Below are 20,241 nucleotides of genomic sequence, written 5' to 3'. Positions count from 1 at the left end.
GTTCATGCCTTCCCTCCGCAGCAGCGCCGCTTCAGCAGCGCCGAGGCGTCATAGGGCGCCTTGCCCTTCAAGGCCTCCTCGATGCGCAGCAACTGGTTGTACTTGCCCACCCGGTCCGAGCGGCACAGCGAGCCGGTCTTGATCTGCCCGGCGCGGGTCGCCACCGCCAGGTCGGCGATGGTGGTGTCCTCGGTCTCCCCCGAACGGTGCGAGATCACCGCCGTGTAGCCGGCCTGCTGCGCCAGGCGGATCGCCTCCAGGGTCTCGCTCAGGCTGCCGATCTGGTTGAACTTGATCAGGATCGAGTTGCCGATGCCCTGCTCGATGCCTTCCCGGAGGATCTTCGGGTTGGTCACGAACAGGTCGTCGCCGACCAGTTGCACCTTCTGCCCGAGTTTTTCGGTCAGGTAGGCCCAGCCCGCCCAGTCGCTCTCGTCCAGGCCGTCCTCGATCGAGACGATCGGGTAGCGCTCGCACAGGCCCGCCAGGTAGTCGGCGAAGCCCCGGGAGTCGAAGGTCTTGCCCTCGCCCGCCAGCCGGTACTGCCCGTCGTGGTAGAACTCCGAGGCCGCGCAGTCCAGCGCCAGGGTGATGTCCTGGCCCAGCACGTAGCCGGCGCGCTCGACCGCCGCCTGGATCACCACCAGCGCTTCCTCGTTGGAGGACAGGGACGGCGCGAAGCCGCCCTCGTCGCCCACCGCGGTGCTCAGCCCACGCTCGGCAAGCACCTGCTTGAGGGTGTGGAACACCTCGGCGCCGATGCGCAGCGCTTCCTTGAAGCTGGCCGCGCCGACCGGCTGGATCATGAACTCCTGGAGGTCGACGTTGTTGTCGGCATGCTCGCCGCCGTTGAGGATGTTCATCATCGGCACCGGCAGGCTGTACTCGCCGGGGCTGCCGTACAGCTCGGCCAGGTGCGCGTAGAGCGGCAGGCCGCGGGCCGCGGCGGCGGCCCTGGCGGTAGCCAGGGACACGGCGAGGATGGCGTTGGCGCCGAGGATCGCCTTGTTGTCGGTGCCGTCCAGTTCGAGCATGGCCTGGTCGACCGCGCGCTGGTCGAGCGCGTCGAGGCCGACCACCCGCTCGCGGATCGCGCCGTTGACGTTGTCCACCGCCTTCATCACGCCCTTGCCTTTATAGCGCAGCGCGCCGTCGCGCAATTCGAGGGCCTCGCGGCTGCCGGTGGAGGCCCCGGAGGGCACGCTGGCCACCCCCGTGGCGCCGCCGGCCAGGGTGACCACCGCCTCGACGGTGGGGTTGCCGCGCGAATCGAGGATCTCGCGGGCGGCGACGTGCTGGATCGAAGTACTCGGCTTACTCATCGTGTGTCGGGTCCTGTGCAGGGGTCGGAACGGCCTCGCCCGCGGCGAGCAGCTCCTGTTGTTCGGCATGCGAGGCGCGGATGTCGAAGTCGCGCGGCCAGTCCTGAGGTTCGCTCGGTTGCATCGAAGCCCCCTCCGCTCAATGGATGACGTCGCCCACGCGCACGATGCGCAGGGTGTCGGTGCCGCCCTGGGCATGGCCGGCGCCCTTGGTGATCAGCACCCGGTCGCCCTCGGCCACCAGGCGGCGCTGCAGCAGCTCCTTGACCGCCCGGGCGTTCAGCTCGGCCTCGGCGATCCGATCGGCCTCGAAGGGGATCGGGTGCACCCCGCGGAACAGCGCCACCCGGCTCTGCGTGCGCGGATGCCGGGAGAAGGCGTAGATCGGCAGGTGCGAGCGGATCCGCGACATCAGCCGCGGGGTGTCGCCGCTCTCGGTCAGGCAGACGATCGCCTTGACCCCTTCCTTGGCGGCCATTTCGCGGACCAGGGTGGCGCGGGCCTGGTGTTCCTCGGCCTTGCCGTGGGAGAAGTTCAGGCGCACCACATCGACCCCGGCCTTGACCAGGCCTTCGATGGCTTCGGGGGTTTCGGTGGCCGAGCCGAGGGTGGCGACGATCTTGGTTCTGCGCTGCATTGGTCTGCATCCTCTTTGGGATTGTCGGTGTTCCCCGTAAAAGCCTCAGGAGGCCAGGACATGGGCTTCGAGATGTCGGGTTGTGGCATCCAAATAGGCGCGCAGCCGCTCCTGCTCTTCCAGGCTCAGGAACAGGCCGAGCTTGCTGCGCCGCCAGAGGATGTCCTCGGCTTCCCGCGCCCACTCCTGCGCGCACAGGTAGTCCACCTCGTGGGCATGCAGGGTGGCGCCGAAGTGTTCGCCGAGATCGGCGGGGCCGTTGACGTTTTCCAGCAGGCGCCAGGCTCGGCTGCCGTAGGTGGTGGCCCAGCGCCGGGCGAGTTCCGGAGCGAGCCAGGCATGACGTTGGCGCAACTGGTCGGCCAGGGTTCGGCTGTCGCTCATTTGCTCGCCGCCCGGCAGCGGCTTTTCGGCGGTCCAGCGCGCTTTCATCTGCGGGAAGAAAGGCGCCAGTTGCTCCAGGGCCGCCTCGGCCAGTTTGCGATAGGTGGTGAGCTTGCCGCCGAACACCGACAGTAGCGGCGGCTCGCCCGGGATGCCCGACAGCGCCAGGGTGTAATCGCGGGTCACCGCCGAAGGGTCGGCCGATTCGTCGTTGCACAGCGGACGCACCCCTGAATAGCTGTGCAGGATGCTGTCCCGGCTCAGTTGGTACTTGAAGTGTCGGTTGACCACCGCGAGCAGGTAGTCGGTTTCCTCCTCGCTGATCCGTACCTGCGCCGGGTCGTCCCGGTACTCGCGGTCGGTCGTGCCGATCAGGGTGAAGCGCTCCAGATAGGGGATGGCGAAGACGATGCGGCGGTCCTCGTTCTGCAGAATGTACGCATGCTCGCCCTCGTACAGCCGCGGCACGATCAGGTGGCTGCCCTGGATCAGGCGGATACCGTAGGGGGCCTTCTGCTGCAGGCCGGTTTCGATGAAGCGCGCCACCCAGGGGCCGGCCGCGTTCACCAGTGCTTTGGCGCGGATCGAGAAGGCGCTGCCGTCGGCGCGCTCCAGTTGCAGGTGCCAGTGATCCCGTTGGCGGCTGGCGGAGAGGCAGCGGGTACGGGTATGCACCTGGGCGCCATGCTCGCGGGCGGCCATGGCGTTGAGTACGACCAGGCGGGCGTCGTCGACCCAGCAGTCGGAGTATTCGAAGCCGCGGCGGATCTCCGCCTTGAGCGGGCTACGGGCGCCGAAGCGCAACCCACGCGAGCCCGGCAGCTTCTTGCGCTTGCCCAGGTGATCGTAGAGGAACAGGCCGGCACGGATCATCCAGGCCGGGCGCAGGTGTGGCCGGTGCGGCAGGACGAAGCGCAGCGGCTTGACGATGTGCGGGGCCTTGGCCAGCAGGACTTCGCGTTCGGCCAGTGCCTCGCGGACCAGGCGGAATTCGTAATGTTCGAGGTAGCGCAGGCCGCCATGGATCAGCTTGCTGCTGGCGGAGGAAGTGTGTCGGGCGAGATCGTCCTGCTCGCAGAGAAACACCGAAAGACCGCGACCGGCAGCATCGGCGGCGATGCCTGCGCCGTTGATACCACCGCCGATCACGGCGATATCGTAGAGTTCGGCATTGGAGGAATTGGAAGGGCTCATGCGAATTACCTTTGCTGAAGCGAAAAATGAATTTTCGTTTTCGAAAATACTATGGCAATAAATCGAACATTGCTACTCCTGTGTGTGAATGTTTTCGAACTTTATTGTGGCAGCCGAATGACGAGGCGACCGGGTAGGAAGGGGGAGCCTGGACGTGCTGAGACGAGAGAGGCAGCAGGCGGGGCCGGCAGGGCGACGGCCTACGGAAGGTAGTGCGTCAGGTGCGATGGTTCAGCGCCTGCGCGCCGGCGAGAAGAGAGGGGCGAAGGAGGTGCCCGTTGCCCGGGCGGAGGCTGGTGCGTTCAGACGACTTCCAGCCTGACCTTGTGCTCGGCCAGCAGTTGGACCAGCCGCGAAGCCGGCTGGGCGTCGGTGAAAACGCGGTCGACCTGGGTGATGGCGCCGAGGCGGACCATCGCGTTGCGCCCGAACTTGCTCGAGTCGGCGGCAAGGAACACCTGGCGCGCGTTGTCGAGGATGGCCCGGGAGACGCGCACTTCGCGGAAGTCGAAATCCAGCAGGCTGCCGTCCTCGTCGATGCCGCTGATGCCGACCAGGGCGTAGTCGACCTTGAATTGCTGGATGAAATCCACCGTGGCCTGGCCGACGATGCCGCCATCGTTGCGCACCTTGCCGCCGGCGACCAGGACCTCGAAGCTCTCCTTGGTGCTGAGAATGCCGGCCACGTGCAGGTCGTTGGTGATCACCTTCAGCGCCTGATGGCCGAGCAGGGCGCGGGCGATCGCCTGGGTGGTGGTGCCGATGTTGATGAACAGCGAGGCGTGATCCGGCACGACCGCGGCGATGGCTTCGGCGATGCGCCGTTTCTCGTCGTGCATCTGGCCGGCACGCATGGCGTAGGCGGTGTTCTCCACGCTGGAGTCGTAGGCGGCCCCGCCGTGATAGCGGCGCAGCAGCCCCTGTTCGGCGAGCTGGTTGATGTCTCGGCGGATGGTCTGCGGCGTGACAGTGAAGGAGTGGGCCAGTTCTTCGATGCTGACGTAGCCGCGTTCGCGGACTAGGTCGAGGATGTTCTGTTGGCGGGGCGCTAGGCTCATGCGGCATTCCTTGTTTGCGCCCGCAGTATACCCTAGCGGGTGCCCGGGCCAACCGCCGCAGCCCGGACGCCCCCCGTCCGCTACGGCGGTGAGCTAGTCGTCCTCGGCCCAGCGCTGGCTGCGCAGCACCGCCTTCTTCCAGCCGGCACTCAGCGAGCGGCGTTTCTCTTCGGAGCAGGCCGGCTCGAACACCCGCTCGATCCGCGCCTTGTCGCGCAGTTCGTCGAGGCCGCTCCAGAATCCGGTGGCCAGGCCTGCCAGGTAAGCGGCGCCGAGCGCGGTGACTTCCTTCACCGCCGGACGCTCGACTGGCGTGCCGAGCAGATCGGCCTGGAACTGCATGAGGAAGTTGTTGCTCACCGCGCCGCCATCCACGCGCAACGCCTTGAGGCGCTCGCCGGCGTCCCGCTGCATGGCGTCGAGCACGTCGCAGGTCTGGTAGGCGATGGATTCGAGCGCGGCGCGGATCAGGTGGTCGGCCTTCACGCCGCGGGTCAGGCCGAACACCGCGCCGCGCGCGTAGGGGTCCCAGTAGGGTGCGCCCAGGCCGGTGAAGGCCGGTACCAGGTAGACGCCGTTGCTGTCCTGGACCTTGGTGGCGAAATATTCGGAATCGAACGAATCGTCGATCAGCTTGAGCTCGTCGCGCAGCCACTGCACCGTGGAGCCGGCATTGAAGATCGCCCCTTCCAGCGCGTAGGCGACCTCCCCGCGCGGCCCGCAGGCGATGGTGGTGAGCAGCCCGTGGCCCGAGCGCACGGCCTTGGCGCCAGTGTTCATCAGCAGGAAGCAGCCGGTGCCGTAGGTGTTCTTGCCCTGGCCGGGCTCCACGCACATGTGGCCGAAGAGCGCGGCCTGCTGGTCCCCGGCGATGCCGGCGATCGGGATGCCGTCGTCCTCGTCGCCGCCGGCGATGCAGGCATGGCCGTAGACCTCGGAGGACGACCTCACCTGCGGCAGCATCTCGCGCGGGATGTCGAGGGCCTCGAGCAGGCGCGCATCCCAGTCCAGCGCGTGGATGTCGAAGAGCATGGTGCGCGCGGCGTTGGTGAAGTCGGTGACGTGCACCCGGCCCTGGGTCATCTTCCAGATCAGCCAGGAGTCGACGGTGCCGAACAGCAATTCGCCGCGCCGCGCACGCTCGCGGCTGCCCTCGACGTGGTCGAGGACCCATTTGATTTTGGTTGCGGAGAAATAGGGATCGATGACCAGGCCGGTACGTTCCCTGACATGTTCCTCCAGGCTGTCGCGTTTGAGTTCCTCGCAGATCGCGGCACTGCGTCGGCATTGCCAGACGATGGCGTTGTGGATCGGCCGGCCGCTCTGTTTGTCCCAGATCACCGTGGTTTCGCGCTGGTTGGTGATGCCGATGGCGGCCACCTGCCGGTGGTCGATGCCGGCCTGGGCCAGGGCCTCCACCAGGGTGGCGCTCTGCGTGGCCCAGATCTCCATGGGATCGTGCTCGACCCAGCCCGATTGCGGATAGATCTGGGTGAACTCGTGCTGAGCCACGCTGACGACGTTGGCGTCGCGGTCGAGCACGATGGCCCGGGAACTGGTGGTGCCTTGGTCCAGGGCGACGATGTAGTGCTTGTTGTTGGTCTGGGTCATGACGGTGGCCTTCTGGAGTGGAGGGATCAGACTCGGGCCTTGCAGGCCGGCGAGGCGGTGTCTTCCGGTCCGGCGCGGCCGGGCAGGTGGCGGGCGATCAGCCCGCGGTAACCCGCCGCGCCCAGGCAGGCGCCGAGCAGTGGCGCGCTCAGGGGGACGAGGAAATAGGGTACTTCGCGTCCGCCGGTCAGGGCGATATCGCCCCATCCGGCCAGGAAAGCCATCAACCTGGGGCCGAGATCGCGGGCCGGATTCATGGCGAAGCCGGTCAGGGGGCCCATCGAGCCGCCGATGACCGCCACCAGCAGGCCGATCAGCAGAGGGGCCAGGGGACCGCGCGGCAGGCCGTTGCCGTCGTCGGCCAGGGCCATGATCACGGCCATCAGGATGGCGGTGATGACCGTTTCCACGGCAAAGGCCTGGCCGACCGAAAGCAGGGGATTGGGGTAAGTGGAGAACACCGAGGCCAGCGCGAGACTGTCCGGGCTGCCGCGTACGATTTGATGGCTTTGTTCGTAATCGAAAAACAGGTTCGAATACAGCCCGTAGACCAGTGCCGCGGCACAGAAGGCGCCCGCGACCTGGGCCAGGATATAGGCGGGCAACTTGCGGCGATCGAAACCGGCGAACAGGCACAGGGCGATACTCACCGCCGGATTGAGATGGGCACCGGAAACGCCGGCGCTGACGTAGATCGCCAGGCTGACGGCCAGACCCCAGATCAGGCTGATCTCCCACAGCCCGAGGCTCGCGCCACCGACCACCAGGGCGGCGACGCAGCCGGTACCGAAGAAGATGAGCAGGGCGGTTCCGATGAATTCGGCCAGGCATTGGCCGAGGAGCGAGGGGGAGCGCATGTCGTGCATGGGGACTTCCTTCGTTTTTGTAGTTGTTATCAGATTTTGCGGTCTTTGTTTTCGATTTCGAAAATCTATATGCGCAAATGAACGGTGTCAACTTGGAAAGCACTTGGGATTAAGACTGGATAAAGGTGGGAGGAGTGACCGAAGGTCAGAGCCTGTGGAGCGAGGTTTCCGGAATAGGCGCAGGAGATCCGCGCTCATGCCTTCAGCCGTGGTAGCGGCATGATCCGCTGACCGCTATCCCACCGCCGCGGCGGCGCTCCGATGGGCATTCGAATCGAGAGCCAGGGGAAGCAGAGCGTGAACGTTTCCGGCAAAGGTCAAGACCCGCGATCGGATGTCTTTCGAGGCGCCTCACGGAATGGCGGATGCGGTCGCCCACCGATTGCGCGGTACTGCATCCGGATGTGGATGGCGTATTGCTGCTCGATACGGACGTTCCGCTGCATTGGCGCGAGCCTCGCCTTCTCCCCGAGGCGGCACCGCTGAGTCCGCGGCCGAGATCAGTGGTTCCCTCGTCCGTTGCGTAGGGGACGCGAATCGTTGCTGGGAAAGGGCGAGGTTCCCGTCACCGAAAATAGCGCTCGAAAAAGCGCGCGCTGCCGATCTTCAGCCTTGCCTGGTAGGCCTCGTCGATCAGATCGCTCGCGAGGTCGCAGTCCGTGATGCCGGAGGTGCGGATTCGCTCGATCTGCTCGGCCAGCCACGGCAGGAGTTCCTCCCGGGTCAGGAGTGTCGGACCGAAGGTTTCCTCCAGCCGATCGACCAGATTGGTGAGCCGGTAGAGTTGATAAACCTCCGCCGCCAGTTCCGCCGTCGCGCCTCGCCTGGTCCGGGGGGCTTGGTGGTCGGTCAGCAGGGCAGCCAGGTCGTTCTTGTCGTCCATTTTCTTGCTCCAGCCTCGCGCGAGGTCATGGCTCCCGGCAGGTCGGGCGGTTTTCGGGTGGGGACTCCACCGTCCCGGCTGCCGGAATAGCCGTATGGCAAGGCACTACCGTGCAGTATGGATGAAAAGGTCTTCATTTTTTCACGAAATTTTCACGAAATATTATGGCCTACTTTTAAGGCATCGCTACCGTTGTCGTCGAAGATTCACACGCGGTATGACGAGCGGAGGCTGTGGGAAGTTGGCCGGATGCGGCCCCCGGGGCGTCCTGGCCGCCGCCCGTCGCCTGTCATGCGCCGGCAACTTCCCCGCCCCATGCTGCGGCTTCCGTCCATACAGGGAGCAGTACATGAAGTCGAAAACGCTTGCCGCCGCGCTGCTGGCGGTCGGGCTGGTCGGACCGGCGCTCGCCGGGGGCCAGCCGCCGTTCAGCCTCAAGTTGTTGCCGCTGGGCAGTTTCCACAGCGGGCTGTTCGATCAGGCGGCGGCCGAGATCGTCGCTCACGATCCGTCCAGCCAGCGCCTGTTCGTGGTCAATGCCGCCAGCGGTCGGGTGGACGTGCTGGACATCCACGACCCGGCGACGCCGGCGCTGCTGTTCAGCATCGATTTGTCGGCCTACGGTTCGGCGGTGAACAGCGTGGCGGTGCATGGCGATCTGATCGCGGCGGCGGTGGAGGCGCGCACCAAGACCGACCCGGGCAAGGCGGTGTTCGTCGATCGCGACGGTCAGGTACTGGCCGCGGTCGAGGTGGGCGCGCTGCCGGACATGCTGACCTTCACCCCGGACGGCCGTCACGTGCTGGTGGCCAACGAGGGCGAGCCGAGCGACGACTACGGGATCGACCCCGAGGGTTCGGTGAGCATCATCGATCTGCCGCGCAAGATCGACCAACTGACCCAGGATCAGGTGCGTACCGCTGATTTCCGGCGTTTCAACGACGCCGAACTGGATTCCTCGATCCGCATCTTCGGGCCCCATGCCGACGTGGCCCAGGACCTGGAGCCGGAGTACATCGCCGTGTCGCAGGATTCGCGGACGGCCTGGGTGAGCCTGCAGGAAGGCAATGCCGTCGCCGTGCTGGATATCCGCCGCGGCACCTTCGGCGCGCTGCACGGCCTGGGCTTCAAGGATCACGGCAAGCCGGGCAACGAGCTGGACGCCAGCGACCGCGACGACAAGATCGACATCCGCAACTGGCCGGTGCTGGGCATGTACCAGCCGGACGCCATCGCCCGTTATGAACATCGCGGGCGCACCTACCTGGTGACCGCCAACGAGGGCGATTCCCGCGACTACGGCGGCTACAGCGAGGTGGTGCGGCTCGGCAGTTCTTCCTATCCGCTGGACCCGGAACGCTTTCCCGACGCCGAAAGCCTCAAGCAGAACGCCAACCTGGGCCGTCTGAACGTGTCCAAGGCCAGCGGCCTGAATCCGCAGACCGGGCGCTACGAGCGCATCCATGTCTTCGGCGGGCGCTCCTTCTCGATCTGGACGCAGGATCTGCAGCAGGTGTGGGACAGCGGCGCCGATTTCGAGCGGATCAGCGCCGAGGCCAATCCCGCGTTCTTCAACTCGAACCACAACGAGAACAGCTTCGACACCCGCAGCGACGACAAGGGACCCGAGCCAGAGGGGCTGACCCTGGCCCGCCTGTGGGGGCAGACCTATGCCTTCGTCGGCCTGGAGCGGGTCAGCGGGGTGATGGTCTACGACATCAGCGATCCGCACGCGCCGTCCTTCGTACAGTACCTCAACCACCGCGACTTCCAGGCCGCGCCGGGCACGCCCGCGGCCGGGGATCTGGGACCGGAGGGGCTGACGGTGATCGAGGCCGCCGACAGCCCGATTCCCGGCGTGCCGCTGCTGGCGGTGGGCAACGAGGTCAGCGGCACCACCACGCTGTTCCGCATCGACCGCGAGCCGCGCCGGGCCGTGGCCGGGCACTGAAGCGGGGCCCGGACGGCATCCGGCCGTCCGGGATACGCGATATCAGGATGGTTTCATTGGCAAAATGCCATTATTTGCGGTAAACGTCCGGTATCTTGTTGTCATTGTACGGTCATCTCGTCTGCGCATGCTGCCGTCCGAATTCATGCAGAGAGCCGTTCATGAAACCGTTCACGCTTGTCGTCGTGCTGGCGTCCGTCCTGGCCATTCGGGCCGTCGCCGGGGATCGGCTGTCTCCGGGCTGCGAAGCGCCGCCCGAGGGAGCGCCTGCGCAAGCTTCGTATGGGACAGGCGGCGAGCCGCGTTGGGCGGATAGCACGGCCGACGAGCCATCGGACCCGCTGTTCAAGGCCATCCACAGCGTCGGCGGGCGGGACTTTCCGGCCTGGAGCCAGGATCATCGGCTGCTCGACGGCAGCCATGCCGGTCCCGTGGAGGGCATCGTCGCGGGCAGGTCGGCCTTCTTCTTCTGAAATCAGCCCGGCTGCTTCGGCCGCCAGGCGCAATGGCCCGGCCTGGGGCCGATGGTCGGGTGGTTGCGGCAGGTGTCCGGCCGCTGCGCGTAGCAGGTGCACAGGCGGCTGCGCTGGTCCAGATAGAGGCAGTCGCCGTTGCTGCGGCGGGCGAGGGTGAAGACTTCCCGCTTATGGTTAAAGCGCTCGACGCTGCCGGCCTTCATCAGCCGGCGGGCGACCTGCTTGGCCGGTTCGTACTGCTCGAAGGCGTCGGCCAGGCCCAGGCGGATCAGGTCGGAGAGACGTACTTCCACCGGCAGGCTGCAGCAGGTGGCCCGACAATCCTGGCACAGGCTTTGGCGATACTTGACCCAGGTTTCCAGGCGCTCGGGGTCGGCGGCGGCGAGGATCGGCGGCTTCTTCATCGGTGGGCGGCAGTGGTGGAGGGCGCGCGATGATAGCGATAAATCCGCTCGTCGGCGCATCCGCCTGGCGGCTTCGCCCGCTTTGTGCATGCTTGATCGGGTGGGTGCATGTTGTTGCGCCGTCGAGGATCGAACCCTTGTCCTGTCATTGCTGCCCAGCGAGGTTGCCGTCATGCCCGAGGTATCGCCCGTTCCCGAGGAGGTCGCCGCATTCCGCGCGCGTATCGTCGACAAGCTGAGGTATGCGGTGGGCAAGGCTCCCGAACACGCCGTCGGCTTCGACTGGTTCGAGGCCGTCGCCCTGGCCACCCGCGACCATCTGGTGGAAACCTGGATGGATCACGCCAGCCGCGCCTACCGCCAGAGCAGCAAGCGTGTCTATTACCTGTCGCTGGAGTTTCTCGTCGGGCGCCTCCTGCAGGCCACCCTGAGCAACCTGGGCCTGCTCGAGGTCGCGCGCGCCGCGCTGGCCGAACTGGGCGTCGACCTGGAGCGCATCCGCGACCTCGAACCGGACGCGGCGCTGGGCAACGGCGGCCTCGGCCGGCTGGCGGCCTGTTTCATGGAAAGCATGGCGACCCTCGGCATTCCCGCCTACGGCTATGGCATCCGCTACGACTACGGGCTGTTCCGCCAGGTCATCGTCGACGGCTGGCAGCAGGAGCAGACCGAGACCTGGCTGGAGTTCGGCAATCCCTGGGAGTTCGAGCGGCCCGAAGTCAGCTACCGGATCAGCTTCGGCGGCAGCGTGGTCTGCACGGAGGGCGAAGGCGGGCGGCAGTGCCATGTCTGGCAGCCGGCCGAGGACATGCGCGCCATCGCCTACGACACGCCGATCGTCGGCTGGCGCCGGCACAGCGTGAACACTCTGCGCCTGTGGCGCGGCCGGCCGGAAACCGACCTGCACCTGGAGCGCTTCAACGCCGGCGACCACCTCGGCGCGGTGGCCGAGTCGGTGCGCGCCGAGAGCATCTCGCGGGTGCTCTATCCGGCCGACGACACCGCCGCCGGCCAGGAGTTGCGCCTGCGCCAGGAATACTTCTTCGTCTCGGCCTCGCTGCAGGATCTGCTGCGCCGCCATCTCAAGCAGCGCGGCAACCTGCTCGACCTGCCCGAGTACGCCGCGATCCAGCTCAACGACACCCATCCGTCGATCGCCGTGGCCGAGCTGATGCGCCTGTTGCTCGACGTCCACGGTCTGGACTGGGACAAGGCTTGGGAGCTGACCGTGGCGACCCTTTCCTACACCAACCACACGCTGCTGCCCGAGGCCCTGGAGAGCTGGCCGGTGGCGCTGATGGAGCGCCTGCTGCCGCGCCACATGCAGATCATCTACCTGATCAACGCCCAGCACATCGACCACCTGCGCGCCCAGGGCATGCACGACTTCGACCTGCTGCGGGCGGTCTCGCTGATCGAGGAGGAGCATGGCCGGCGGGTGCGCATGGGCAACCTGGCGTTTCTCGGTTCGCACTGCGTCAACGGCGTCTCGACGCTGCACACCGAACTGATGCGCAAGACCGTGTTCGCCCAGTTGCATGGCCTCTATCCCGAGCGGATCAGCAACAAGACCAACGGCATCACCTTCCGCCGCTGGCTCTACCAGAGCAACCCGCGGCTCACCGCGCTGTTGGTCGACACCCTCGGCGAATCGCTGCTCGACGATCCCGAGCACCTGCTCGGCGGGCTCGAGGCGCAGGCCGGGCAGACCTCCTTCCACCAGCACTTCCGCACCCTGCGCCGGCAGAACAAGGAGGCGCTGGCCCGGCTGGTGCAGGATCGGCTGGGCGTCGTCCTCGATCCCGAGGCGCTGTTCGACGTGCAGGTCAAGCGCATCCACGAGTACAAGCGCCAGTTGCTCAACCTGCTGCACTGCGTGGCGCTGTACCAGGCGATCCGCGACGAGCCGGGCGTGGACTGGGGGCCGCGGGTGAAGATCCTCGCCGGCAAGGCAGCGGCCAGCTACCACCAGGCCAAGTTGATCATCAAGCTGGCCAACGACATCGCCCGCACGGTGAACGGCGACCCCACGCTGCGCGGCCGGCTCAAGGTGGTGTTCCTGCCCAACTACAATGTCAGTCTGGCGGAGGTCATCATCCCCGCGGCGGATCTTTCCGAACAGATCTCCACCGCCGGCATGGAGGCGTCCGGGACCAGCAACATGAAGTTCGCCCTCAACGGCGCCCTGACCATCGGCACCCTGGACGGCGCCAACGTGGAGATGAGCGAGCGGATCGGCAGCGAGAACCTGTTCATCTTCGGCCTCGGCGCGCAGCAAGTGGAGGCGCGCCGGCGTTCCGGCGAGGTCGGCGGCGCGGCCGCCGTGGCCGCCTCGCCGCGGCTGTCCGAAGTGCTCACGGCGATCCGCAGCGGAGTCTTCTCGCCGGACGATCCGGGGCGCTACGCGGGGCTGGTCGACGGGCTGCTGCAGCATGACAACTTCATGGTCTGCGCCGATTTCGACGCCTACTGGCAGGCCCAGCGCGAAGTCGATGCGCGCTGGCGCGTGCCCAGCCAGTGGTGGCGTTCGGCGGTGCTGAACACCGCGCGGATGGGGTGGTTCTCCTCCGACCGCACCATTCGCGAGTACGCCCGCGAGATCTGGCGGCTGCCGGAGTGAGCCGGCCCCACACCGTATCGATTGTCGCGGTGCTGAACCTGCGCCGGCCGTTCCGGTCTGAGTGAGGCATCGCACACCCTGTCGCGTTAAAATGCGCGAATTTTCCAGCCCCCGGAGTCATTTACATGTCCCGCGTAACCCTGAGCCGCTACCTGATCGAGCAGACTCGCAGTCACAACACCCCGGCCGACCTGCGCTTCCTCATCGAGGTGGTGGCGCGTGCCTGCAAGGAAATCAGCCATGCAGTGTCCAAAGGCGCGCTGGGCGGGGTGCTCGGCAGCATGGGCACCGAGAACGTGCAGGGCGAGGTGCAGAAGAAGCTCGACGTGATGTCCAACGAGATCCTCCTGGAGGCCAACGAGTGGGGCGGCCACCTGGCCGGCATGGCTTCCGAGGAGATGGACTCCGCCTATCAGATCCCCGGCAAGTATCCGAAGGGCGCCTACCTGCTGGTGTTCGATCCGCTGGACGGCTCCAGCAACATCGACGTCAACGTCTCGGTCGGCACCATCTTCTCGGTGCTGCGCTGCCCGGACCAGTACCTGACCCAGAACGACAGCCTCAACGAGCAGGCCTTCCTCCAGCCGGGCACCCAGCAGGTGGCCGCCGGTTACGCCATCTACGGCCCGCAGACCATGCTCATGCTGACCCTCGGCAATGGCGTCAAGGGCTTCACCCTCGACCGCGAGCTGGGCAGCTTCGTGCTCACCCATGACAACCTGTGCGTGCCGGAAACCACCGCCGAGTTCGCTATCAACATGTCCAACCAGCGCCACTGGGAGCCGCCGGTCAAGCGCTACGTGGACGAGTTGCTGGCCGGCAAGACCGGCCCGCTGGACAAGGACTACAACATGCGCTGGATCGCCTCCATGGTGGCCGACGTGCACCGCATCCTCACCCGCGGCGGTATCTTCATGTACCCGCGCGACGCCCGCGAACCGAGCAAGCCCGGCAAGCTGCGGCTGATGTACGAGGCCAACCCGATGTCCTTCATCATCGAGCAGGCCGGCGGCGCCGCCACCAACGGCACCCAGCGCATCCTCGACATCCAGCCCGAGTCCCTGCACCAGCGGGTCGCGGTGTTCCTCGGCTCGAAGGCGGAGGTCGAGCGCATCACCGACTATCATCTGGAAGGGTGACCCCTGGCGCCGCGGCGCGCCGGCCGCGGCTTCCACGAAACGCCGATGTCATCCGGGACGCTATCGTGTCAGGCTTGTCGCTTCACCCTTGCCAGGATGTCCGTCGATGTCGCTTCGTTTCGCCCTGCTGTCCTTCTGTCTCCTGCTGGCCGCCTGCGACGGCGGGCTCAACCAGGAGAACTATTCCCGGCTCAAGCCCGGCATGCTCCGCAGCGAGGTCGAGCAGATGCTCGGCAAGCCCGCCGAGTGCTCCGGGGCCCTCGGTTTCTCCAGTTGCACCTGGGGCGACCAGCGGACCTTCATCAGCATCCAGTTCGGCGGCGACAAGGTGTTGATGTTCTCCGGGCAGGGCCTGCGGTGAATCGCACGGGGCCGTGGCGTGCGCTCGGCCTGGCCGTTCTCGGCCTGCTGCTCGGCGGCTGCGCCTACTGGGGACGGCAGCCGCCGGCCACGGCCGGCGCGGTGGATCTCGAACGCTACCAGGGCACCTGGTACGAACTGGCGCGCCTGCCGGTGTCGTTCCAGAGCCGCTGCCGCCAGGCCGAGGCGCATTACCACTTGCTGTCCCCCGGTGTTCTGGCCGTGCACAACCGCTGCCGCACGGCCGCCGGCGAATGGCTGGAGGCCAGTGGCACGGCCCGCCCGCTCGAGCGGGGGCGCACCGACCGGCTCTGGGTGCGCTTTTACAATGTCTTCGGCTACGGCTTCCCGGTGTTGGCCAAGGGCGACTACTGGGTGCTGCATGTCGACCCGGACTATCGCCTGGCCCTGGTCGGCAGTCCCGATCGCGAATTCCTCTGGATACTTTCCCGCGACACCAGCATCACTCCGCAGGACCGCGAGCGCCTGCTCGGCCTGGCCCGCGAGCGGGGCTACGAAACCGAATTGCTGATCTGGCGCCCCGGGGATTGAACGCTCGCCATTTCCCCTCGGCGCAAGGAGTCTCGATGCCGTTTCCGCGCAACCTCTTCCGGCCGCTGCCCGATGCTTCGGCGGGCGAGCGCTTCGACGATCTGCTCAGCCTGCCCGGCTGCCGGGTCGAACGCATCGTCTCCCAAGGGCAGGCCAGCCCGTCGGGCTTCTGGTACGACCAGGACTGGGACGAGTGGGTATTGTTGCTGGCCGGCAGCGCGGTGCTGCGCCTGGAAAGCCAATCGCAGCCGATCGCCCTGGCGGTCGGCGATCACCTGCTGATCCCGGCGGGCGAACGCCATCGCGTCGAGGCCACCGCCCCGCACGGCCCGACGGTCTGGCTGGCGGTGCACGTGCCGTTGGTCAAGGCAACCGGTTGACCTCCGGAAAGCGCGCGGCGAAGGCTTCGGGAATCGGCACCACCTTGCCGGCCCGATAGTCGAAGAATACGAAGCCGTACTTGGCCAGGGCGATCAGGGCGCCGTCGGCCGGGCGGCTGACGCGGAACAGGATGTCGCCGCCGTAGCGGTTGAAGTCCGCCAGGCCCACCTCGAACAGCAGCCGGTCGCGGGCGTGAGCCTCGGCCTTGTAGAGGGTGGCGAGGTCGGTGACGATGATGCCGGGACCTTCGCTCTCGGCGCCGCTGTCGTCGATGCCCTGGGCGTACAGGAAACGCGAGCGCGCCTCGGACAGCATCGAGACCAGGGCGTCGTTGCCCAGGTGACGGGCGCCATTGATGTCGCTGCCGCGTACGCTCATCTCGGTGCGGTAGAGGAAGGCGTGCGCGGGGAATTCCAGGTGCAGTCGGGCCATGGAGTGCTCTCGGGTGTGGATGAAGGTTCGAATCCGATGGGGCGTTGCCGGCGGCCGCAGAAGCGCGCCAGGGCGATGATCTCGCGACTGCGCGGCAGTGCGATGTCCAGCCCGGCGGCCAGTTCGAGCACGGCCTCGCCGATCGCCGCCAGTTCCAGCGGGCGCCCCCGTGCATGGTCCTGCAGCATCGAGGTGCGTACCGCGCCCATGGCCGCGCCGTGGGCGAGAAAGCCCGGCAGGTCGAGTTCGACCCGCGCGCCGTAGGCGGCGGCGACCCGCAGGCCCTCGTGCAGCAGGTCGCAGACCAGTTCGTGCAGATCGGGGCTGGTGTAGATCTCTTCCAGGGTGGCGCCGCTGATCACCGACAGCGGGTTGGAGCTGAGGTTGGCGATGATCTTGGTCCACAGCGGGTCGCGGATGCGTTCGCTGGCACGGGCCTCGATGCCGGCCGATGCGAGCAGCGCGCACAGGCGTTCCAGGCGCCGGCTCGGGCGGTCGTCCGGTTCGCCGAAGACCATCCGCAGCGGGTTGGTGGTCAGAGCCATGCCCGGGGCCGGCGACTCGGCGGTGACGAAGGCCACGCAGCCGATCAGGCGCGGCGGGGCCAGGCGCGCGGCGAGCCGTCCGCCGGGATCGACAGCCTCGACGTGCCGTCCGGCGAAACGTCCGCCCTCGCCCAGGAAGTACCACCAGGGCACGCCGTTGACCACCGGCACCACCACTGTGCCGGCGCCGAGCATGGGTTCGATGGTCGGCAGCAGGGCCGGCAGGTCGTGGGCCTTGGCGCAGAGGAACAGGAGATCCTGTTCGCCGAGTTCCGTGCCGCTGTCGCTGGCCGCCACCGCCGCACGGTGATGGCCCTGGCGATCGGTCAGACGCACGCCGTCGCGGCGCAGCGCCTGCAGGGCCGCACCGCGGGCCAGCAGGCTGATGGAGTGGCCGCTGCACGCCAGGCGAGTGGCCAGGGTGCAGCCGATGGCGCCGGCACCGACGATACCGATGCGCGGGAAAGATGCCTTCATGTTCCCCTCCTGTGGCGATGGCGCCGCCCGGAGCGGTCGCCTTGCCTCAAGCGTAGCCGTCGGCGCCGTCGCGGGAAAAAGCACTGCTTCAGGTCGGTCCGCGCCGGCTGGACAGCCGGCGCAGCCCCAAGGCGGCGAGCGCACCCAGGGTGGCCAGTCCCGAGTCCTTCTGGGCATCCCACTCGTCGCCCTGGGTGCCGAGGAAGGCCGTACCCAGTTCCGGGCTGACGATCAAGGTCGCGAGCATTTCCAGTTGCTCGTAAAGACCGCTCATGGCCATCACCAGGCACAGGGCGAGGCCGTCCAACCAGAGGCCGTGCAGACCGGCGCGGCGTTCCAGCAGTTCGCGCAACGGGCAGGTCAGCAGCAGACCGAAGGCGCAATGCACCAGTCGGTCATAAGAGTTGCGGCGCAGCCCGAAGGTGTCGCGCAACCAGTCGCCCAGCGGCGTTTCGGCGTAGGTGTAGTGGGAGCCGTAGAGGTGCAGGGCGAGGAACAGGGCGAACAGCCAGTAGGCGCCCAGGGAAAAGGCGAAGCGCCGGCGGGTCGCCAGCAGCAGGCCGCCGAAGAAGAACACCAGCAGATTCTCCAGCAGCCAGTCCGAGCGGCTCAGTGGCTCGATGGCCGCCCACAGCCAGACCAGGGCGAGCAGACCGAACGGCAGGGACAACTGACGCGATGCCGGGATCATGGGAGCGCTCCTGCGGGTGAAGGGGCCGGCGCCGCAGCGGCCGTTCGCGCGGCTCTTCCGGTGCCGGCGGGCCGCTTCCCGGTATGCCGGCACCGGAAGAGGCGCTACGTCCGGAGTCAACATTAGGCAAGGGCGCGGCGTTCCGCAAAGAGCGCAGCGGCAGGTGGGGCGTTCGCCCGATTCGGCGCATGCTCCCGGCTCTTTTCGAGGCTATGATGCCGGCTACCCCAGGACGGATGGTCCTGTTCAGCCTTGGAGCAGAGCATGCAAACCTTGTATCCGGAGATCAAACCCTACGCCCGCCACCAATTGGCGGTGGACCATCCCCATGAACTGTACGTCGACGAGAGCGGTTCGCCGGACGGCCTGCCGGTGGTGTTCATCCACGGCGGGCCGGGGGCGGGCTGCGACAGCATGAGCCGGCGTTTCTTCGACCCCAGCCTGTACCGCATCGTGACCTTCGACCAGCGCGGCTGCGGCCGCTCGACGCCCCACGCGAGCCTGGAGAACAACACCACCTGGGACCTGGTGGCGGACATGGAGCGCATCCGCGAGCATCTGGGCATCGAGCAGTGGGTACTGTTCGGCGGCTCCTGGGGATCGACCCTGGCGCTGGCCTATGCCCAGACCCATCCGGAGCGGGTGAGGGCGCTGATCCTGCGTGGCATCTTCCTGTGCCGGCCGCAGGACTTCCACTGGTTCTACCAGGAAGGCGCCAGCCAACTGTTCCCGGACTTCTGGCAGGATTACCTGGCGCCGATCCCGCCGGAGGAGCGTGGCGACCTGATGCAGGCCTACCACAGGCGCCTCACCGGTACCGACGAGATCGCCAAGATGCACGCGGCCAAGGCCTGGTCCGCCTGGGAAGGGCGCACCGCCACCCTGCGGCCGAACCCCGATGTGGTCGAGCGTTTCCATGAGCACGCCCTGTCCATCGCGCGCATCGAGTGCCACTACTTCGTCAACGATGCCTTCCTGGAGTCCGGCCAGTTGCTGCGCGACATGCCGAGGATCGCCCATCTGCCCGGGGTGATCGTGCATGGCCGCTACGATGTGGTCTGCCCGCTGGACAATGCCTGGGAACTGCACCGCGCCTGGTCGAACAGCGAGCTGCTGATCATCCGCGATGCCGGGCATTCGGCCGGCGAGCCGGGGATCGTCGATGCCTTGGTGCGCGCCACCGATACACTCGCCAAGCGCCTGCTCGGCGTGCCGCCCGAGGAGGCCTGATGAAAGCGCTGATCCAGCGGGTCGCCAAGGCCCAGGTGACGGTCGCGGGCGAGGAGGTCGGCGCCATCGGTCCGGGCCTGCTGGCGCTGGTCGGCATCGAGCCGCAGGACGACCGGGAAAGCATCGGGCGGATGCTGCACCGGCTGCTCAACTACCGGGTGTTCGCCGATGCCGAGGGGCGCATGAACCTGTCCCTGGCCCAGCTCGGCGGCGGCCTGCTGCTGGTCTCGCAATTCACCCTCGCCGCCGACACCCGGAGCGGCCTGCGTCCGAGCTTCTCCAGCGCCGCGCCGCCGGCCCAGGGCCAGGCGCTGTTCGAGGCGCTGCTGGCGCTGGCCCGCGAGCGTCACCCGCAGGTCGCCGGCGGGCGCTTCGGCGCCCACATGCGGGTCGAGCTGGTCAACGACGGTCCGGTGACCTTCCTGCTCGAGGCTTGAGCCGGCCCGCCGGCTCCAGACCGTTGTCCTCCAGCCATTCCAGGGCGTATTCGCGCAGCCGCCGGCGCCGATAGAGGTGCCAGGCCTCGCGCATCCGGGGAAACTGCTCCAGTCCGTAGTCGAAGGTGCGCAGCGGCCGGCGCCCGCTCAGGGCGCGGCTGAGCAGGGGGTGCGCATGCGGATCGGGCTGGGTGTAGAGGAACTCCTCGCGCATCGCCAGGCTCTTGACACCGGGCAGCGGTTCGATGGGCAGGTAGCGTTCGGGTTGCACGTCGTACTTCTCGGCGCTGCCCGGAATCGGTGCCTCGGGGCCGACCACGAGGATCTCGCCGGTATCCAGGTCCAGGTAGTGATCGACGGCTTCGTCGCCTTCCAGGGCGTTTTCCAGTCGTTGCAGGTCGATGGTCAGAAGCATGGCGATCTCCAGCCGAGGGAACGATGCGCCCAGCTTAACGGCTGCCGGGCCGGGTGCGCCAAGGCCCGACGGGCGGCCGTTTCCGTGCGGGGCCAGGGCTGCCAACATGGCCCTGCCCTGTGGCGGGCATTTCCCGAGGTTGTATGGCCGTCCCGTCCCGAAGCGTCGGACCGCTG

General features: G+C 67.4%; 22 protein-coding genes. 9 read left to right on the top strand and 13 right to left on the bottom strand.

Features of this window, described 5'->3' with window-relative positions; translation table 11 throughout:
* Positions 1-2: 2 nt before the first annotated feature.
* The 8 genes from eno to AVCA_RS20815 all read right to left on the bottom strand — a co-directional run bounded on the left by eno (position 3) and on the right by AVCA_RS20815 (position 7,955).
* Positions 3-1,322 (bottom strand): phosphopyruvate hydratase, encoded by a 1,320-nt coding sequence (eno, locus tag AVCA_RS20845; RefSeq protein WP_012703053.1) that lies wholly within the window; start codon positions 1,320-1,322, stop codon positions 3-5.
* Positions 1,315-1,446: a hypothetical protein gene (locus AVCA_RS27090; RefSeq protein WP_012700810.1), complete on the bottom strand. Its 132-nt coding sequence runs from the start codon at positions 1,444-1,446 to the stop codon at positions 1,315-1,317. Before AVCA_RS27090 ends, eno begins: the two co-directional genes overlap by 8 nt.
* Positions 1,447-1,461: 15 nt before the next feature.
* The gene (locus AVCA_RS20840) at positions 1,462-1,959 is read right to left on the bottom strand and encodes a pyruvate kinase (RefSeq protein WP_041807424.1); all 498 of its coding nucleotides are present in this window, start codon (positions 1,957-1,959) and stop codon (positions 1,462-1,464) included.
* A gap of 45 nt (positions 1,960-2,004) precedes the next feature.
* On the bottom strand, positions 2,005-3,537 hold the full coding sequence (gene glpD, locus AVCA_RS20835; protein WP_012703052.1) for a glycerol-3-phosphate dehydrogenase: 1,533 nt from the start codon (positions 3,535-3,537) through the stop codon (positions 2,005-2,007).
* A gap of 302 nt (positions 3,538-3,839) precedes the next feature.
* Positions 3,840-4,595 (bottom strand): DeoR/GlpR family DNA-binding transcription regulator, encoded by a 756-nt coding sequence (locus AVCA_RS20830; RefSeq protein ID WP_012703051.1) that lies wholly within the window; start codon positions 4,593-4,595, stop codon positions 3,840-3,842.
* A 93-nt stretch (positions 4,596-4,688) separates the two neighbouring features.
* Positions 4,689-6,206, bottom strand: a complete 1,518-nt coding sequence (gene glpK / locus AVCA_RS20825; protein WP_012703050.1) for a glycerol kinase GlpK — start codon at positions 6,204-6,206, stop codon at positions 4,689-4,691.
* A 26-nt stretch (positions 6,207-6,232) separates the two neighbouring features.
* Complete coding sequence (locus tag AVCA_RS20820; protein ID WP_012703049.1) at positions 6,233-7,072, bottom strand: MIP/aquaporin family protein; 840 nt, start codon at positions 7,070-7,072, stop codon at positions 6,233-6,235.
* A gap of 565 nt (positions 7,073-7,637) precedes the next feature.
* Positions 7,638-7,955 (bottom strand): hypothetical protein, encoded by a 318-nt coding sequence (locus tag AVCA_RS20815; RefSeq protein WP_012703048.1) that lies wholly within the window; start codon positions 7,953-7,955, stop codon positions 7,638-7,640.
* Between the two features lie 349 nt (positions 7,956-8,304).
* On the opposite strand from AVCA_RS20815, the gene AVCA_RS20810 reads away from it, so the two are divergent.
* Together AVCA_RS20810 and AVCA_RS20805 are read left to right on the top strand one after the other, a co-directional pair.
* Positions 8,305-9,906 (top strand): choice-of-anchor I family protein, encoded by a 1,602-nt coding sequence (locus AVCA_RS20810; protein WP_012703047.1) that lies wholly within the window; start codon positions 8,305-8,307, stop codon positions 9,904-9,906.
* A 161-nt stretch (positions 9,907-10,067) separates the two neighbouring features.
* A complete protein-coding gene (locus tag AVCA_RS20805; protein ID WP_012703046.1) occupies positions 10,068-10,379 on the top strand; it encodes a hypothetical protein in 312 nt (103 codons plus the stop codon).
* Positions 10,380-10,381: 2 nt separating this feature from the next.
* Here AVCA_RS20805 and AVCA_RS20800 read toward each other — a convergent pair whose 3' ends face one another.
* Positions 10,382-10,786, bottom strand: coding sequence for a YkgJ family cysteine cluster protein (locus AVCA_RS20800; protein WP_012703045.1), 405 nt, complete (start codon positions 10,784-10,786; stop codon positions 10,382-10,384).
* Positions 10,787-10,958: 172 nt separating this feature from the next.
* Between AVCA_RS20800 and AVCA_RS20795 the strand changes: the two genes are divergently transcribed.
* From AVCA_RS20795 to AVCA_RS20775, 5 genes are all read left to right on the top strand, one after another.
* A complete protein-coding gene (locus AVCA_RS20795) occupies positions 10,959-13,406 on the top strand; it encodes a glycogen/starch/alpha-glucan phosphorylase (RefSeq protein WP_012703044.1) in 2,448 nt (815 codons plus the stop codon).
* Between the two features lie 125 nt (positions 13,407-13,531).
* On the top strand, positions 13,532-14,545 hold the full coding sequence (locus AVCA_RS20790; protein ID WP_012703043.1) for a class 1 fructose-bisphosphatase: 1,014 nt from the start codon (positions 13,532-13,534) through the stop codon (positions 14,543-14,545).
* Positions 14,546-14,651: 106 nt separating this feature from the next.
* The gene (locus AVCA_RS20785; RefSeq protein ID WP_012703042.1) at positions 14,652-14,906 is read left to right on the top strand and encodes a hypothetical protein; all 255 of its coding nucleotides are present in this window, start codon (positions 14,652-14,654) and stop codon (positions 14,904-14,906) included.
* Positions 14,903-15,457, top strand: a complete 555-nt coding sequence (locus tag AVCA_RS20780; protein ID WP_012703041.1) for a lipocalin family protein — start codon at positions 14,903-14,905, stop codon at positions 15,455-15,457. Before AVCA_RS20785 ends, AVCA_RS20780 begins: the two co-directional genes overlap by 4 nt.
* A 35-nt stretch (positions 15,458-15,492) precedes the next feature.
* Positions 15,493-15,837 (top strand): cupin domain-containing protein, encoded by a 345-nt coding sequence (locus AVCA_RS20775; RefSeq protein ID WP_012703040.1) that lies wholly within the window; start codon positions 15,493-15,495, stop codon positions 15,835-15,837.
* On the opposite strand, the gene AVCA_RS20770 is transcribed toward AVCA_RS20775, so the two are convergent.
* The 3 genes from AVCA_RS20770 to AVCA_RS20760 form a co-directional block, all read right to left on the bottom strand.
* The gene (locus AVCA_RS20770; RefSeq protein WP_041807421.1) at positions 15,821-16,270 is read right to left on the bottom strand and encodes a thioesterase family protein; all 450 of its coding nucleotides are present in this window, start codon (positions 16,268-16,270) and stop codon (positions 15,821-15,823) included. The genes AVCA_RS20775 and AVCA_RS20770 overlap by 17 nt on opposite strands.
* The gene (locus tag AVCA_RS20765; protein ID WP_012703038.1) at positions 16,213-17,292 is read right to left on the bottom strand and encodes a ketopantoate reductase family protein; all 1,080 of its coding nucleotides are present in this window, start codon (positions 17,290-17,292) and stop codon (positions 16,213-16,215) included. Before AVCA_RS20765 ends, AVCA_RS20770 begins: the two co-directional genes overlap by 58 nt.
* An 88-nt stretch (positions 17,293-17,380) precedes the next feature.
* Positions 17,381-17,983 carry a DUF2238 domain-containing protein gene (locus AVCA_RS20760; RefSeq protein ID WP_012703037.1) on the bottom strand — a complete coding sequence of 201 codons (603 nt, stop codon included), beginning with the start codon at positions 17,981-17,983 and terminating at the stop codon, positions 17,381-17,383.
* 264 nt (positions 17,984-18,247) lie between these two features.
* Between AVCA_RS20760 and pip the strand changes: the two genes are divergently transcribed.
* Together pip and dtd are read left to right on the top strand one after the other, a co-directional pair.
* Positions 18,248-19,213, top strand: coding sequence for a prolyl aminopeptidase (pip, locus tag AVCA_RS20755; RefSeq protein ID WP_015589521.1), 966 nt, complete (start codon positions 18,248-18,250; stop codon positions 19,211-19,213).
* Positions 19,213-19,650, top strand: a complete 438-nt coding sequence (gene dtd, locus AVCA_RS20750) for a D-aminoacyl-tRNA deacylase (protein ID WP_012703036.1) — start codon at positions 19,213-19,215, stop codon at positions 19,648-19,650. The genes pip and dtd overlap by 1 nt, the downstream gene beginning before the upstream one ends.
* On the opposite strand, the gene AVCA_RS20745 is transcribed toward dtd, so the two are convergent.
* Positions 19,613-20,065, bottom strand: a complete 453-nt coding sequence (locus tag AVCA_RS20745; protein WP_012703035.1) for a UPF0158 family protein — start codon at positions 20,063-20,065, stop codon at positions 19,613-19,615. The genes dtd and AVCA_RS20745 overlap by 38 nt on opposite strands.
* Positions 20,066-20,241: the final 176 nt, after the last annotated feature.

Origin of the sequence: Azotobacter vinelandii CA (assembly GCF_000380335.1) — a bacterium.
In the GTDB taxonomy this organism is placed as follows: domain Bacteria; phylum Pseudomonadota; class Gammaproteobacteria; order Pseudomonadales; family Pseudomonadaceae; genus Azotobacter; species Azotobacter vinelandii.
The sequence above is the reverse complement of the archived record's forward strand: the minus strand, read 5'-3'. Positions and strand labels throughout refer to the sequence as shown.